The sequence below is a fragment of the Burkholderia sp. 22088 genome, from assembly GCF_052045915.1.
Taxonomy (GTDB): Bacteria; Pseudomonadota; Gammaproteobacteria; order Burkholderiales; family Burkholderiaceae; genus Burkholderia; species Burkholderia cepacia.
Genome location: NZ_JBQEPY010000012.1, coordinates 169,874 through 185,159 on the forward strand (window position 1 = coordinate 169,874; position 15,286 = coordinate 185,159).

At 64.8% G+C, this 15,286-nt stretch carries 13 protein-coding genes; 1 reads left to right on the forward strand and 12 read right to left on the reverse strand.

The window, feature by feature from the left end:
• Positions 1-192: 192 nt before the first annotated feature.
• Positions 193-2,454 (reverse strand): primosomal protein N', encoded by a 2,262-nt coding sequence (locus tag ACTJLD_RS23495; protein ID WP_027788705.1) that lies wholly within the window; start codon positions 2,452-2,454, stop codon positions 193-195.
• Positions 2,455-2,908: 454 nt separating this feature from the next.
• Positions 2,909-4,003 (reverse strand): uroporphyrinogen decarboxylase, encoded by a 1,095-nt coding sequence (hemE, locus tag ACTJLD_RS23500; RefSeq protein ID WP_034195829.1) that lies wholly within the window; start codon positions 4,001-4,003, stop codon positions 2,909-2,911.
• A gap of 149 nt (positions 4,004-4,152) precedes the next feature.
• Here hemE and ACTJLD_RS23505 point away from each other — a divergent pair, with 149 nt between their 5' ends.
• The gene (locus tag ACTJLD_RS23505; RefSeq protein ID WP_440659768.1) at positions 4,153-4,953 is read left to right on the forward strand and encodes a transporter substrate-binding domain-containing protein; all 801 of its coding nucleotides are present in this window, start codon (positions 4,153-4,155) and stop codon (positions 4,951-4,953) included.
• A 743-nt stretch (positions 4,954-5,696) separates the two neighbouring features.
• Here the strand turns inward: ACTJLD_RS23505 and ACTJLD_RS23510 are convergent.
• From ACTJLD_RS23510 to ACTJLD_RS23555, 10 genes are all read right to left on the reverse strand, one after another.
• Complete coding sequence (locus ACTJLD_RS23510; protein WP_124533400.1) at positions 5,697-7,424, reverse strand: AMP-binding protein; 1,728 nt, start codon at positions 7,422-7,424, stop codon at positions 5,697-5,699.
• A 253-nt stretch (positions 7,425-7,677) separates the two neighbouring features.
• Complete coding sequence (locus ACTJLD_RS23515; protein ID WP_006477288.1) at positions 7,678-8,103, reverse strand: F0F1 ATP synthase subunit epsilon; 426 nt, start codon at positions 8,101-8,103, stop codon at positions 7,678-7,680.
• Between the two features lie 153 nt (positions 8,104-8,256).
• Positions 8,257-9,651, reverse strand: a complete 1,395-nt coding sequence (gene atpD, locus ACTJLD_RS23520; protein WP_011350527.1) for a F0F1 ATP synthase subunit beta — start codon at positions 9,649-9,651, stop codon at positions 8,257-8,259.
• Positions 9,652-9,717: 66 nt separating this feature from the next.
• Positions 9,718-10,593 carry a F0F1 ATP synthase subunit gamma gene (gene atpG / locus ACTJLD_RS23525; RefSeq protein ID WP_021160445.1) on the reverse strand — a complete coding sequence of 292 codons (876 nt, stop codon included), beginning with the start codon at positions 10,591-10,593 and terminating at the stop codon, positions 9,718-9,720.
• A 69-nt stretch (positions 10,594-10,662) separates the two neighbouring features.
• The gene (gene atpA / locus ACTJLD_RS23530) at positions 10,663-12,204 is read right to left on the reverse strand and encodes a F0F1 ATP synthase subunit alpha (RefSeq protein ID WP_031397081.1); all 1,542 of its coding nucleotides are present in this window, start codon (positions 12,202-12,204) and stop codon (positions 10,663-10,665) included.
• A gap of 44 nt (positions 12,205-12,248) precedes the next feature.
• Positions 12,249-12,788 (reverse strand): F0F1 ATP synthase subunit delta, encoded by a 540-nt coding sequence (locus tag ACTJLD_RS23535; protein ID WP_006482713.1) that lies wholly within the window; start codon positions 12,786-12,788, stop codon positions 12,249-12,251.
• Between the two features lie 2 nt (positions 12,789-12,790).
• Positions 12,791-13,261 (reverse strand): F0F1 ATP synthase subunit B, encoded by a 471-nt coding sequence (locus ACTJLD_RS23540; RefSeq protein ID WP_021160443.1) that lies wholly within the window; start codon positions 13,259-13,261, stop codon positions 12,791-12,793.
• A 129-nt stretch (positions 13,262-13,390) separates the two neighbouring features.
• Positions 13,391-13,663 carry a F0F1 ATP synthase subunit C gene (gene atpE / locus ACTJLD_RS23545; protein WP_021160442.1) on the reverse strand — a complete coding sequence of 91 codons (273 nt, stop codon included), beginning with the start codon at positions 13,661-13,663 and terminating at the stop codon, positions 13,391-13,393.
• 75 nt (positions 13,664-13,738) lie between these two features.
• Entirely contained in the window at positions 13,739-14,590 is an 852-nt protein-coding gene (gene atpB / locus ACTJLD_RS23550; protein ID WP_012492242.1) for a F0F1 ATP synthase subunit A, read from the reverse strand.
• A gap of 109 nt (positions 14,591-14,699) precedes the next feature.
• Positions 14,700-15,224 carry an ATP synthase subunit I gene (locus ACTJLD_RS23555; RefSeq protein WP_021160441.1) on the reverse strand — a complete coding sequence of 175 codons (525 nt, stop codon included), beginning with the start codon at positions 15,222-15,224 and terminating at the stop codon, positions 14,700-14,702.
• Positions 15,225-15,286: the final 62 nt, after the last annotated feature.

Here is a 15,286-nt window from a genome sequence, read left to right on the forward strand (position 1 = left end):
CGCAACCTTCCCCGCGCGTGGCGGTGGACGAAAACGGGTTGCACTGGGGTGGCGGCGGATGAGGTGGCCGGGGGTGGCCGTGCCGCAAGAGACGGTTCGGGGCTGCCCGACGGCCCGGGCGTCGACGCAGCGGCACGTGGTGTGCGGTGTGCGGTGTGCGGTGTGCGGCACGACGGCCGCATGGCGCGCCGCTCAGATATCCAGCGGATCGACCTCGACACTCCACCGCAGCACGCCCTTCAGCGCGCGCAACTCCGGCTGCCATGCGCGCAGCGCATGCTGCAGCGCCGCCCGCGACGCGCTTTCGAGCAGCAACTGCGCGCGGTGGACGTTCGCGACCTTGACGATCGTCATCGGCACCGCGTCGTACACGGTCACGCGATCGGCGCCCGGCAGCCCAGGCAACGCGGCCGCGGCTTGCAGCAGGAACGCGAGCGCCGCGTCGAGCGTGCGCCCCTCGGCGCGCAGCAGCGCCTGATAGACGAACGGCGGCAGGTGCGCGTCGCGGCGCTCGCCGAGCGTCGAATTCGCGAAGCCGACATAGTCCTGCCGCCCGAGCGCGTGATACAGCGCGTGACGCGGGTAGCGCGTCTGCACGAGCACCTCGCCCGGCAGCCCCGCGCGCCCCGCGCGGCCGCTCACCTGCATCAGTTGCGCGAACAGCCGTTCGCTCGCGCGGAAGTCATGCGAGAACAACGCCGTGTCGGCATTGAGCACACCGACGAGCGACACGCGCTGGAAGTCGTGCCCCTTCGCGATCATCTGCGTGCCGACGAGGATATCGACCTCGCCCGCGTGCACATCGGAAAAGAGCGCCTGCGCACTGCCCTTGCGGCGCGTGCTGTCCGCGTCGATCCGCAGCACGCGCGCGCCCGGCACGGCCTCGGCGAGCGCCTCCTCGATGCGTTGCGTGCCGCGCCCGAGCGGCGCGATGTCGACGTTCCCGCACTCGGGGCACGATCGCGGAATGCGGGCTTCCCAGCCGCAGTGATGGCAGCGCAGCGCATGCTCGGGCTTGTGCAGCACGACGTACGCGCTGCAGCGCGGGCAGCCTGCGACCCAGCCGCATGCGTCGCACGCGAGCTGCGGCGCGTAGCCGCGCCGGTTCAGGAACACGAGGCTCTGCTCGCCGCGTTCGAGCCGCGCCTTCAGCGCCGCGACGAGCGGCCCCGACAGCCCGCCCATCGACGCGCGGCCGCGCCGCCGCTCCTCTTCGAGGTCGATCAGCCGCACGGTCGGCAGCGTCGCGTCGGCCACCGCGCGGCGCGACAGCGTGAGTCGCGTGTAGCGGCCCTGCTCCGCCTGCCACCAGCTTTCGAGCGACGGCGTGGCCGAGCCGAGCACGACCGTGATGCCGAGCTGCTTCGCGCGCCACACGGCGAGATCGCGTGCCGAATAGCGCAGCCCTTCCTGCTGCTTGTACGCGGGCTCGTGCTCCTCGTCGACGACGATCAGCGCGAGCGCCGGCATCGACGCGAGCACCGCGAGGCGTGTGCCGAGCACGATCCGCGCACGCCCCGTATGCGCGGCGAGCCAGTTGCGCGCCCGCTCGCCCTCGGCGAGCCCGCTGTGCAGCGTGACGATCGCGTCGTCGGCGAGCGCACCCGCGAAGCGCGCGCGAAACGCGGCCTCGAACTGCGGCGTCAGGTTGATTTCGGGGACGAGCACGAGCGCCTGCGCGTCCGGCCGGGCGTCGAGCAGCGACGCGAGCGCGTGCAGATAGACCTCGGTCTTGCCGCTGCCCGTCACGCCGTGCAGCAGGAACGGCGCAAAGCCCTGCGCGGCGCGGATCGCGTCGAGCGCCTCGGCCTGCTGATCCGTGAGCGCCGGCGGCACAGTTCGTCCACCGGCTGCCAACAGGTTATCCACAGCTTTGGGCACAGGCGCATCGGCCCAGCCGATCTCCTCGACGTCGACCCAGCCGCGCGCCGCCCAGTCGTCGAGCGTCGCGGCCGCCTTCGGGTGCAGCGCGCGTGCATCGGGGAGCGCGAGCGAGCCGGTGTCGACCAGCGCCTGCGCGAGCCGCCGCAGCGCGGCCCCGCGTGCGGGCAACGCATCGGGCAGCGCCGCGCGGCCGGCCTCCGTCGGCCGGTAGCGCACCTCGGGCGCGAGCAGCCGCCCCCAGCGCCCCGCATCGCGCAGCGCCTGCGGCAGCGCCGGCAGCGCGACCTCGCCGCGCCCGCGCTGGTAGTAATCGGCAGCGAACGACACGAGCGCGAGCCAGTCCGGCGACAACGGCGGCAGGTCGGTGCAGATCGCGTCGACCGCACGCAGCCGGGACGGCGGCACGTCGGTGTGAGTCGTCACTTCGCAGACGAGCCCGACCGCCTGCCGCTTGCCGAACGGCACCTGCACAAGCGTGCCCGGCACGGGCGCCGGTTGCGCGTCGCAGCGATAGTCGAACAGGGTGGCGAGCGGATGGTCGAGCGCGACGCGCAGGTAGGTGCCGCTCATCGCGGCGCTCCGGCGACGGCATGCACCGCATCGAGACGGGCGGCCGGCATCCGCGCCCGCATCGTGGCGGCGGACTTAAAGTAAAACGTCAGATTCGGCGCTAAGTTTTGGATTCGCATTAGGAATCGCCGTATACCCTGCCCAGCCTGTGGATAACTTTGTTGAGAACTCGCCGCTCACGGGCCGCAACGCACGCGGGGCCGCGCTTTCCGCTGATTTTCGCCGTTTGTGGCGGTCCCCCGCGGAGCCTTATTCCATAAGGCTGCTATTCAAATTACCGAACCATAGCGAGGCAATTTGACCGACACAGGGCTCTACCGCGCTGCAACGAGGAAAATGTGTATAAGTCAAGTCTTGACAAGCACTGAATCGGCAACCGGTGCGGGGTTGCGCCCTGTTTAGCGCCGAAAACGAAACGCTGTCACCCCGCAGTGCAGCATGACAGCGCTTGCGTTCAGCCGGCGGCTCCGCTACGGATCGCGCGGCTGTGGTTATGCACCTCGTCGACGAGTTCAGCGACGTGATCGGGCGACGTGAATTGCGAAATACCGTGCCCGAGGTTGAATACGTGGCCCGGATGGTTGCCGTAGCTGTCGAGCACCGCGCGCGCCTGCTCGCGCACCGCGGCGGGCGGCGCAAACAGGATCGTCGGGTCGAGGTTGCCCTGCAGCGCGACACGCCCCGCGACGCGCTCGCGCGCGGCGCCGAGGTTGACCGTCCAGTCGAGCCCGACCGCGTCGACGCCGGTCGCCGCGATCTCCTCGAGCCACAGCCCGCCGCCCTTCGTGAACGTGATGACCGGCACGCGCTCGCCGTCATGCTCGCGCTTGAGCTGCGCCACCACGCGGCGGATGTAGTCCAGCGAGAAGCGCTGGTACGCGCCGTCCGCCAGCGCGCCGCCCCATGTATCGAAGATCATCACGGCCTGCGCGCCCGCTTCGATCTGCGCGTTCAGGTAGGCCGCCACGGCCTGCGCGTTCACGTCGAGGATCCGGTGCATCAGGTCGGGGCGCGAATACGCCATCGACTTCACCGTGCGGAAATCGTCCGACCCGCCGCCTTCGACCATGTAGCACGCGAGCGTCCACGGGCTGCCCGAAAAGCCGATCAGCGGCACGCGCTGGCGGCCCTGGCCGTCGGTAAGCGCGCGGCGGATCTCGCGCACCGCGCCCGTCACGTAGCCGAGCGTCTCCTCGATGTCCGGCACCGCGAGCCTGGCGACGTCGGCCTCGGTACGCACCGGATGCGCGAACTTCGGCCCTTCGCCGACCTGGAAGTCGAGGCCGAGGCCCATCGCGTCCGGAATCGTCAGGATGTCCGAGAACAGGATCGCGGCGTCGAGCGGAAAGCGCTCGAGCGGCTGCAGCGTCACTTCGGTCGCGTAGTCGGGATTCTTCGCGAGACCGAGGAAGCTGCCGGCGCGTGCGCGCGTCGCGTTGTATTCGGGCAGGTAGCGGCCGGCCTGGCGCATCAGCCAGATCGGCGTGTAGTCGGTCGGCTCGCGCAGAAGCGCACGCAGGAAGGTGTCGTTGAGCAGGGTATGGGCCACGGTAGGAGCGACGGTGCGAAGGCAAAGCGGCATTTTACCGGACAGCCGCCGCAAGGCTGCGCATGCCGACACGATGGCGGCCATATGACGCGCGCGATGGCTCCGTTATGATCGGACGCTCATATCGAACGAAACGAAGGAGGAGACCGATGAAACCATTCGCCACGCTCGCTGCCGCCGCGTTGTTTTGCTGCGCCGCCGCGCACGCGCAGACCGCCGCAGGCGCCGCCGCCGCCGCACCGGGCGCCGGCTCGCGGCTCGACGACGTGCTCGCGCGCGGCACGCTGCGCGTCTGCACGACGGGCGACTACAAGCCGTATTCGTACTACCGTGCGGACGGCCGCTTCGAGGGCATCGACATCGACATGGCCGAATCGCTCGCGAAATCGCTCGGCGTGAAGACCGACTACGTGAAGACGAGCTGGCCGAACCTGACCGGCGACTTCGTCTCGAAATGCGACATCGCGGTGGGCGGCGTCTCGACGACGCTCGAGCGCCAGAAGCGCGTGTTCTTCACGCAGCCGTACGTCGTGGACGGCAAGACGCCGATCGTGCGCTGCGCGGACGCCGACAAATACCAGACCGTCGCGCAGATCGACCGGCCGGAAACGCGCGTGATCGTGAACCCGGGCGGCACCAACGAGCGTTTCGCGAAGCAGTATTTCACGCACGCGAACCTCACGGTCTATCCGGACAACGTAACGATCTTCAAGCAAATCCTCGCGGGCAAGGCGGACGTGATGGTGACGGATGCGTCCGAAACGCTGCTGCAGCAAAAGCTGAATCCGGGCCTGTGCTCGGTGCATCCGGACAAGCCGTTCCAGTTCGGCGAGAAGGCGTACATGGTGCCGCGCGGCGACGTCGCGTTCCAGCAGTACGTCGATCAGTGGCTGCATCTCGCGCTGTCGACCGGCGAATACCAGGCGATTTCGGACAAATGGCTGAAGTAAGCGGGTTCGCACGCGGCGGCCCGCAGTGACTTTAGCGGGCACCGACCCCGCGGCCACCGCCCGCGAAAATCGCTGCACGGTGGCGGCCGAATCGCCGCCGTTACACTTCGACGCAGCTCGCCGGCGCCGGCAAAATCGGCCCGATGCCGGCGAACTGGCCGAACGGTCGACTTCCGCGCCGCCCAATCACGTTTCAAAATCTTTCTGACGAATGAATCGTCATGCGCGGCATCTGCCGAACCGCGCATTTTCTCGCGTGTAAATCGGCAATTCGTCGAGCCTGATACGCATGAAAAACGCATCGTGCGCACGCGCTGAAAACGCTGCGGAAAATATGGGTAAAAATGACCTTTTTCGGGCCCTCAAAAACAGCAAAAAATCCCGGAAAGCCTTATCTGGCGGGCGTTACAACCTGAAACACTTTGTTACCGCGAGGGGTCATTAATTCGCCCACAATGGCCTCAACGGTTTCAACACGGATGCGGTCTCGTGTGCCAAGTGTGAGCGGACGCGAAGCGCTGCGAGCCAGTCGGTCACGTACCGAAGCCCTTCCAAGGGGCATCCCTGTTGGAGTCGTTTCCGGCCCCCCGCCGGACTCGGTTTCATCTTTGGTCTCCTCGCGCTAACCCCGTAGCGTGTGGTTTTTAGCGGGCTAATAAGCCCGCTTTTTTTCGTCCATCGAAAACGCAACGGCCCGCAGGCCGCCGCGTTTTTCCAGCTCATTTTCCCTTCTTCATGCCGCGCTAAGCGGTCTTCTGCACGTCGAGCTTCAGCTCCTCGATCATCCGGTCGCGCATCACGAACTTCTGCACCTTGCCTGTCACCGTCATCGGCAGCTCGTCGACGAAGCGGATGTAGCGCGGGATCTTGTAGTGGGCGATCTGCCCGTTGCAGAACGCACGCACGTCGTCCTCTGTCATCTGCTCGTCCGCGCGCAGCACGATCCACGCGCACAGCTCCTCGCCGTACTTCGCATCGGGTACGCCGAATACCTGCGCGCTCTGAATCTTCGGATGCCGAAACAGGAATTCCTCGATCTCGCGCGGATAGACGTTCTCGCCGCCGCGAATCACCATGTCCTTCAACCGGCCGACGATGTTGCAGTAACCGTCCGCATCGAGCGTCGCGAGGTCGCCCGTATGCATCCAGCCGTCCACGAGCACCTCGCGCGTCTTCGTGTCGTCGTCCCAGTAGCCGAGCATCACCGAATAGCCCTTCGTGCACAGCTCGCCCGTCGCGCCGACCGGCACGATATCGCCGCCCGGATCGACGATCTTCACTTCCAGGTGCGGCTGGATGCGGCCGACCGTCGTCGTGCGCTTCTCGAGCGGGTCGTCGGTCGAGCTCTGGAACGACACGGGGCTCGTCTCCGTCATCCCGTACGCGATCGTGATTTCGGACAGGTGCATCTGCGACACGACGCGCTTCATCGTCTCGATCGGGCACGGCGAGCCGGCCATGATCCCGGTGCGCAGCGTCGACAGGTCGAATTGCGCGAACGCCGGATGATCGAGCTCCGCGATGAACATCGTCGGCACGCCGTGCAGCGCGGTGCAACGCTCGTCGGCCACCGCCGCGAGCGTCGCGACCGGGTCGAATGCTTCGCCCGGGAACACCATCGCCGCCCCCTTCGACACGCACGCGAGCACTGCGAGCACCATCCCGAAGCAGTGATACAGCGGCACCGGGATGCACAGCGTGTCCTGTTCGGTGAAGCGCATCGCGGTCGCGATCGAGCGGCCGTTGTTGACGACGTTGCGATGCGTGAGCGTCGCGCCCTTCGGGCTGCCCGTCGTGCCGCTCGTGAACTGGATGTTGATCGGCTCATGGGCCTCGAGCGTCGCGCCGATCGCATCGAGCAGCGCGGGATCGACGGCCTGGCGGCCGCGCGCCATCACGTCCGCGAAGCGGAACATGCCGGCCGGCGCGACGTCGCCCATCGACACGACCGTGCGCAGGCTCGGCACGCGCGCCGCATGCAGGTCGCCCGGCGTCGCGGTCGCGAGTTCCGGCGCGATGGTCTGCAGCATCTCGACGTACGCGGACGTCTTGAAGCGCTCGGCGGCGATCACGGCTTTACAGCCGACCTTGTTCAGCGCGTATTCGAGCTCCGCGAGCCGGTAGGCCGGATTGATGTTGACGAGCACCGCGCCGATCCGCGCGGTCGCGAACTGCGTGAGCAGCCATTCGCTGCGGTTCGGCGACCAGATGCCGACGCGATCGCCCTTCACGATGCCGAGCGAGGCCAGCCCGGTCGCCAGCACGTCGACCTCGTTCGCGAACTCGCGCCAGGTCCAGCGCACCTGCTGCTCGCGGAACACGACGGCCGGCCGATCGGGAAAGCGGCCCGCCGTGTCGAGCAGGAACCGGCCGATCGTCGCTTCGGAGAGCGGCACGTCGGTCGTGCCGCGCACGTACGACAATCCGTTTTCGGGCGCGATCAGCGCCCCCACGCCAAGGTCTGCTGCCATGAATGTCTCCGTCCGTTTTTGTCTGACCGGCCCGACATGCGGCTCACGCGTGTCTGCTCCGCCGCCGTCGCGACGGATAGCCTCTCCGGGATGATGCCGTGCGCGGCTGACGACACTCTGACATCGAATTACTGCGGACGGGTGAAATAGCACGACCGGACGGTATGATCCGACCCGTAAAAACAGACGAAACCGACGGCCGAAAAAAAAGCAGCCCGAAGGCTGCTTTCTTTCGCGGGATACGCGGCGCGGCTCAGTGCCGGCTGCGGATCTTCGCCAGACGCTGGATCGCTTCGAGCTGCGCCATCGCGGTCGCGAGCTCGGATTGCGCCTTCGCAAGGTCGAGATCCGACTTCGCGTTCTGCAGCGTTTCCTCGGCACGCTTGCGTGCTTCCTCGGCTTTCGCCGCGTCGAGGTCCTTGCCGCGGATCGCGGTGTCGGCGAGCACCGTCACGGCACCCGGCTGCACTTCGAGAATGCCGCCCGCGACGAACACGAATTCGTCGTTGCCGCCCTCGACTTCGATGCGCACCGCACCCGGACGAATCCGCGTGATCAGCGGCGTGTGACCCGGCAGAATACCCAGCTCACCCGTTTCGCCCGGCAGCGCGACGAATTTCGCCTCGCCCGAGAAGATCTGCTCTTCCGCGCTGACGACGTCTACTTTGATGGTTGCCATATCGACTCCTGTCGATCGGAACGAGCGCTTCAGCGCCTGCTCCGATCCCATGCACGGCGGGTTGAGCGTATTACGTGAGCGCCTGTCCGCGAACGGATACCATCAAGGTATCCCTCACGGACGTAGCGGCGCCCGCTGCGTTACGCCTGACCCTTACGAGATCTTCTTGGCCTTTTCGAAGGCTTCGTCGATCGTGCCGACCATGTAGAACGCCTGTTCCGGCAGGTGGTCGCACTCGCCGTCGACGATCATCTTGAAGCCACGGATCGTTTCCTTCAGCGGCACGTACTTGCCCGGCGAGCCCGTGAACACTTCAGCGACGTGGAACGGCTGCGACAGGAAACGCTGGATCTTACGCGCGCGTGCGACCGACAGCTTGTCTTCAGGCGACAGTTCGTCCATGCCCAGAATCGCGATGATGTCGCGCAGTTCCTTGTAGCGCTGCAGCGTCTGCTGAACGCGACGGGTGATCGAGTAGTGCTCTTCACCGATCACGTTCGGGTCGATCTGGCGCGACGTCGAGTCGAGCGGGTCGACCGCCGGGTAGATACCCAGCGAAGCGATGTCACGCGACAGAACGACGGTTGCGTCCAGGTGGCCGAAGGTCGTAGCCGGCGACGGGTCGGTCAAGTCGTCCGCAGGGACGTACACGGCCTGGACCGACGTAATCGAGCCCTTCTTGGTCGACGTGATGCGCTCTTGCAGCTTGCCCATTTCTTCAGCCAGCGTCGGCTGATAGCCCACTGCCGACGGCATACGGCCGAGCAGTGCCGACACTTCGGTACCGGCCAGCGTGAAACGGTAGATGTTGTCGACGAAGAACAGCACGTCGAGGCCTTCGTCACGGAAGTGCTCGGCCATCGTCAGGCCGGTCAGCGCGACGCGCAGACGGTTGCCCGGCGGCTCGTTCATCTGGCCGTACACCAGCGCGACCTTGTCGAGAACGTTCGAGTCCTTCATTTCGTGGTAGAAGTCGTTCCCTTCACGGGTACGCTCGCCCACGCCCGCGAACACGGAGTAACCGCCGTGCTCCTTCGCGATGTTGTTGATGAGCTCCATCATGTTGACGGTCTTGCCCACGCCAGCACCGCCGAACAGGCCAACCTTGCCGCCCTTTGCGAACGGGCAGATCAGGTCGATAACCTTGATACCCGTTTCGAGCAGTTCGGTCGACGGCGACAGTTCGTCGAACGCCGGAGCCTTCTGGTGGATCGAACGCGTCGTTTCGCTTTCGATCGGGCCGGCTTCGTCGATCGGACGGCCGAGGACGTCCATGATTCGGCCGAGGGTCGGCTTGCCGACCGGCACCGAGATCGGCTTTGCCGTGTTCTTCACGGTCAGGCCGCGGCGCAGGCCGTCGGATGCACCCAGACAAATGGTACGGACCACGCCGTCGCCCAGCTGCTGCTGGACTTCGAGCGTCAGTTCCGAGCCATCGAGAATGAGCGCGTCGTAGATCTTCGGCATGCTGTCGCGCGGGAATTCCACGTCGATAACGGCGCCGATGCACTGTACGATCTTGCCTTCTACCAAAGCAGCAGTACTCATCGCTTTTCCTTTAAATACCTGATTCTTTACTCGCGCAAAGGCGCAGTTGTCGTCCGTGGCGCGCGCTTAAACAGCGGCTGCGCCGCCGACGATCTCCGACAGTTCTTTCGTGATCGCGGCCTGGCGGCTCTTGTTGTACACGAGCTGCAGTTCGCTGATCACCGTCTTCGCGTTGTCGGACGCGGCCTTCATCGCGACCATGCGCGCCGATTGCTCGGACGCCATGTTTTCCGCGACGGCCTGGTACACCAGCGCCTCGACGTAACGCACGAGCAGTTCGTCGACGACTGCCTGCGCGTCCGGCTCGTAGATGTAGTCCCACGACGTGGCCGGCGTACCGTCATCGGCTTCGAAGTGTTCCGACGACAGCGGCAGCAACTGCTCGATCACGGCTTCCTGCTTCATCGTGTTGACGAAGCGCGTGTAAGCGATATAAACCGCCGACAGCTTGCCTTCCGAGTACAGATCGAGCTGCGTCTTCACGGCGCCGATCAGCTTGTCCAGATGCGGGGTGTCGCCGAGGTGCACGACCTGCGACATCACCTTCGCGCCGAAGCGGTTCAGGAACCCGAGGCCCTTGCTACCGATCGCGGTAGCTTCGACCTTCTGGCCCTTCTCTTCCAGCTCCTTGAACTTCTGAACCGTCGCACGCAGCACGTTGGTGTTCAAACCGCCGCACAGACCCTTGTCCGTCGTGACGAGAATGATGCCGGCCGTGTTCGCGCCTTCGTTCGCCACCATGAACGGGTGACGGTACTCCGGGTTCGCGCGGCTCATGTGCGCGGCGATGGCACGGACCTTGTCCGCATACGGACGAGCGGCGCGCATGCGTTCCTGCGCGCGACGCATCTTCGATGCGGCCACCATCTCCATCGCCTTCGTGATCTTGCGCGTGTTCTGCACGCTCTTGATCTTCCCGCGAATTTCCTTCATTCCAGCCATAGCTTGCTCCTTGACCGAAGCGGCGCGGGCGCATCAGCACCCACGCGGCCTCAGTGTGTCACTCGCGGATCAATAGGCACCGGACTTCTTGAAGGATTCGATCGCCGAGCGCAGTGCGCCTTCGTCGTCCTTCGAGAGATCCTTGGTGTCTTCGATGCGCTTGATGAGGTCAGCGTGGCTGGTCTTCAGGTATTCGCGCAGGCCCTTCTCGAACGACAGCACTTGCTTGACGTCGAGGTCGTCGAGGTAGCCGTTGTTCGCGGCGTACAGCGACACGGCCAGTTCCCAGACCTGCAGCGGCTGGTACTGCGGCTGCTTCAGCAGTTCCGTCACGCGGCGGCCGCGCTCGAGCTGCTTGCGGGTCGCTTCGTCGAGGTCCGATGCGAACTGGGCGAATGCCGCCAGTTCACGGTACTGCGCGAGGTCGGTACGGATACCGCCCGACAGCTTCTTCACGACCTTCGTCTGAGCGGCGCCACCGACTCGCGACACCGACACGCCGGCGTTGATTGCCGGGCGGATGCCTGCGTTGAACAGGTCGGTTTCCAGGAAGATCTGGCCGTCGGTAATCGAGATCACGTTCGTCGGAACGAATGCGGTCACGTCGCCAGCTTGCGTTTCGATGACCGGCAGTGCCGTCAGCGAGCCGCTCTTGCCCTTCACTTCGCCGTTCGTGAACTTCTCGACATACTCTTCCGACACGCGAGCTGCACGCTCGAGCAGACGCGAGTGCAGATAGAACACGTCGCCCGGGTACGCTTCACGGCCCGGCGGGCGGCGCAGCAGCAGCGAGATCTGACGGTATGCCCAGGCCTGCTTGGTCAAGTCGTCATAGATGATCAGCGCGTCTTGACCGCGGTCGCGGAAGTATTCGCCCATCGTGCAGCCGGCGTACGGTGCGAGGTACTGCATCGCTGCCGAATCCGAAGCCGAAGCGGCGACGACGATCGTGTATTCCATCGCGCCCGTTTCTTCGAGCTTGCGAACCACGTTCATGATCGACGAAGCCTTCTGGCCGATCGCGACGTAGATACAGATCAGGTCCTTGCCCTTCTGGTTGATGATCGCGTCGAGCGCCACCGCGGTCTTGCCGCACTGACGGTCGCCGATGATCAGCTCACGCTGGCCACGGCCGATCGGCACCATCGCGTCGATCGACTTGATGCCCGTCTGCACCGGCTGCGACACCGACTTACGCCAGATCACGCCCGGGGCGATCTTTTCGATCGCATCGGTCAGCTTCGCATTGACCGGGCCCTTGCCGTCGATCGGGTTGCCGAGCGCATCGACCACGCGGCCGACGAGTTCCGGGCCAACCGGGACTTCGAGAATGCGGCCCGTCGTCTTGACGATGTCGCCTTCCGAGATGTGTTCGTATTCGCCGAGAATCACCGCGCCGACCGAGTCGCGCTCGAGGTTCAGCGCGAGGCCGAACGTGTTGCCCGGAAACTCGAGCATTTCGCCCTGCATCACGTCCGACAGGCCGTGGATACGCACGATACCGTCGGTCACGGAGATCACGGTGCCCTGGTTGCGAACGTCTGCGCTCGCTTCAAGGCCCTGGATCCGGCTCTTGATCAGCTCGCTGATCTCAGAGGGATTGAGTTGCATTATTCGCTCCTGATAGTCAATTCTGTTGCGTGCCGGCGTGGCGCTCAGGCGGTCAAGGCAGCCTGCATCGATGCGAGGCGCGCGCGAACCGAGGTGTCGAGCACTTCGTCGCCGACCGTCACGCGCACGCCGCCGATCAGCGACGAATCGACTTCGACCGTCGGTTTCAGCTTGCGCTTGAACTTGCGTTCGAGGCCCGAGACGAGACTGTCGAGATCCGCGCCGTTCAGCGGGAACGCGCTCACGATCTCGGCGTCGGCGGCACCTTCACGTTCGTTCTTGAGCGCCTCGAACTGCTCGGCAATTTCCGGCAGCAGCGCGATGCGATGATTGTCGACCAGCATCTGCACGAAGTTCTTCGCTTCGGCGCCGGCCGCGAGCGGCGACTTCGCAGCAGCAAGCAGCAACTCGGCTACTTGCGTGCGCGTCACCTTCGGGCTCGACGCGACCGACAGCACTTCCGGCAGACGCGCAACCTGGGCCAGCTCTTGCACGAGCGTGGACCAGGCGGCGATGTCACCGCCCTCGGCCACGCGGAACAGCGCTTCTGCGTAAGGGCGGGCGATGGTTGCAAGTTCGGCCATGATCAGAGCTCGGCTTTCAGTTGATTCAGCAGTTGGGCGTGGGCCGTTTGATCGACTTCGCGCTTCAGGATCTGCTCGGCGCCCTTCACGGCCAGCGTAGCGACTTCGCCACGCAGCGCTTCGCGCGCCTTCACGATTTGCTGTTCTGCTTCCGCCTTCGCCTGGGCGACGATGCGGGCGGCTTCAGCCTGGGCGTTGGCCTTGATTTCCTCGGCGACCGCCTGGGCACGCTTTTCAGCGTCGGCGATGCGCTGCTGGCCGTCATTGCGGGCCTGCGCGAGTTCCTGGTCCACGCGCTTGTGCGCTGCGTCGAGTTCTGCCTTGCCCTTCTCGGCGGCGGCGAGGCCGTCGGCGATCTTCTTCGAACGTTCGTCGAGGGCGTTGATCAACGGCGGCCACACGAACTTCATCGTGAACCACGCGAGGACCAGGAACACGACCATTTGCGCAAACAGAGTTGCGTTGAGATTCACGGTGTTTCCTTATCTGCTATTCCGGAAAAATGAAACGGTAAGGCGCTCATCGAGTTGCATTCGATCAGCGCCCCAAGTCTCCGTTCCGCCCTGCGCCGGCTCACGCCGGACGCATATTTCCGAGGAACCTTAGCCTGCGACGAGCTTCGACAGGAGCGGGTTCGCGAACGCGAACAGCATTGCAACACCCACGCCGATCAGGAATGCCGCGTCGATCAGACCAGCCAGCAGGAACATCTTCGTTTGCAGCGGGTTGATGAGTTCCGGCTGACGTGCGCAGGCTTCGATGTACTTACCACCCATCAGCGCGATACCGATACAGGCGCCGATTGCACCCAGGCCGATGATGATGCCGATACCGATGGCGGTCAGACCCTGGATGTTGGCGATGTAAGCTTGCATGATCACTCCTTTGTGAAAAGACTTGGAACTGAGATTTAAAAAACTAAAACGGAAACTCTTTTTTGCACGCCGCGCTTAGTGCTTGTCGTGCGCCTGGCCGAGATACACCAGCGTCAGCATCATGAAAATGAATGCCTGCAACAGAACAATCAGGATGTGGAAGATTGCCCAGACGCTGCCCGCGATCACGTGGCCAACGAAGCCGAGGAACGTTGCGTCGCCACCGAAGCTCCACATGCTGCCGAGCAGGGCGATCAACAGGAACAACAGCTCACCCGCGTACATGTTGCCGAACAGCCGCATACCGAGGGAGACGGTCTTGGCGAGATATTCGACGATGTTGAGCGCGAGGTTAGGGATCCACAGCAGCGGGTGGGCGCCGAACGGTGCCGACAGCAGCTCATGCACAAAGCCGCCCGCGCCCTTGATCTTGATGCTGTAGTAGATCATCAGGACGAACACGCCGAGCGCGATGCCGAGCGTGCCGTTCAGGTCGGCCGTCGGGACGATGCGATGGTGGGAAATCACGTCCGACAGACCGAGCAGGCCGATCACGCGGCCCGGCAGGTCGACCGGGAGGAAGTCGAGGGAGTTCATCAGCGCGACCCACACGAACACCGTGAGCGCGAGCGGAGCGATGAAGGTACGATTGCCGTGAACGATGGCCTTCGATTGGTCTTCGACCATCTCGACGAGCATCTCGATCGCGCACTGGAAACGGCCCGGCACGCCCGACGTCGCCTTGCGGGCAGCCAGACGCAGCAGGACGATCGTCACGATGCCGCAAACGATCGACCAGAACAGCGTGTCGAGATTCCAGACGTGGATGTCGAAAATCGACGTCTGATGCGAGGTGGAGAAATTCTGCAAGTGGTGCGCAATGTACTCGGACGGATCCGGACCGCGCGTGCCTTCGCTAGCTGCCATATCGTTAATGCCACCCAAATTGTCGAAAATCGTTTTGCCAGTTCCGCAACACGCTATTGCGGGAACGGGCCGGCGCGGTTCGTTGTCGAAACCGCACGCTGCTTGTTCCTTACCGCCAGGCCAGTGCGATCCAGTACGTCTTCAGCACGACGAGGTACGTGACGAGGAACGGCACCCAGTGCACGCCGGCCCAGCCGAACGCCACTGCAGTGAACATCCCGATCGTCAGAGCGAGCTTCAGGGCTTCGCCCATCACCCAGCTCATCACGGTGGCCGAACCACCTGCCTTCAGTCGTGCCACGAATACCGCACTTGGCACCCAGCCGATCGCTCCGCCCAGAAACGCGGATTGCGCAGCGGCGCCCGGCGACTTCGAAAACAGCCACCACGCCAGCGTTGCAACCAGGGACAGAACCACTTGCGCGAATACCACCTTATAGGGGGTCACGCGCGAGGGCTTGCTCACGTTCGGGCCGAACAGCTTTTCGGCTTCTGCCCGCGTGAGCGGAACGATGTTGTTATCTTGCTGCTCGGCGTCCCAGTCATCGTCGGATTCGCGCCGCTCGCCGGCCGCCGAAGCGGTGCGTTGCGTGCGCTGATCATCGTGCCTGTCGTCCGGCGCCTGACCCGCCATCGCAATCTTCCGCAAAATCCTTGAACCCGGCCCCAAGCTTTCTGAAAGCTTTCAGGGGTGCC

Bases quoted from the DNA above. Each gene is read 5' to 3' on its own strand.
- ACTJLD_RS23495 (WP_027788705.1), bottom strand. From the start codon at position 2,454: ATGAGCGGCACCTACCTGCGCGTCGCGCTCGACCATCCGCTCGCCACC.
- ACTJLD_RS23505 (WP_440659768.1), top strand. From the start codon at position 4,153: ATGAAACCATTCGCCACGCTCGCTGCCGCCGCGTTGTTTTGCTGCGCC.
- ACTJLD_RS23510 (WP_124533400.1), bottom strand. From the start codon at position 7,424: ATGGCAGCAGACCTTGGCGTGGGGGCGCTGATCGCGCCCGAAAACGGA.
- ACTJLD_RS23515 (WP_006477288.1), bottom strand. From the start codon at position 8,103: ATGGCAACCATCAAAGTAGACGTCGTCAGCGCGGAAGAGCAGATCTTC.
- atpD (WP_011350527.1), bottom strand. From the start codon at position 9,651: ATGAGTACTGCTGCTTTGGTAGAAGGCAAGATCGTACAGTGCATCGGC.
- atpG (WP_021160445.1), bottom strand. From the start codon at position 10,593: ATGGCTGGAATGAAGGAAATTCGCGGGAAGATCAAGAGCGTGCAGAAC.
- atpA (WP_031397081.1), bottom strand. From the start codon at position 12,204: ATGCAACTCAATCCCTCTGAGATCAGCGAGCTGATCAAGAGCCGGATC.
- ACTJLD_RS23535 (WP_006482713.1), bottom strand. From the start codon at position 12,788: ATGGCCGAACTTGCAACCATCGCCCGCCCTTACGCAGAAGCGCTGTTC.
- atpE (WP_021160442.1), bottom strand. From the start codon at position 13,663: ATGCAAGCTTACATCGCCAACATCCAGGGTCTGACCGCCATCGGTATC.
- atpB (WP_012492242.1), bottom strand. From the start codon at position 14,590: ATGGCAGCTAGCGAAGGCACGCGCGGTCCGGATCCGTCCGAGTACATT.
- ACTJLD_RS23555 (WP_021160441.1), bottom strand. From the start codon at position 15,224: ATGGCGGGTCAGGCGCCGGACGACAGGCACGATGATCAGCGCACGCAA.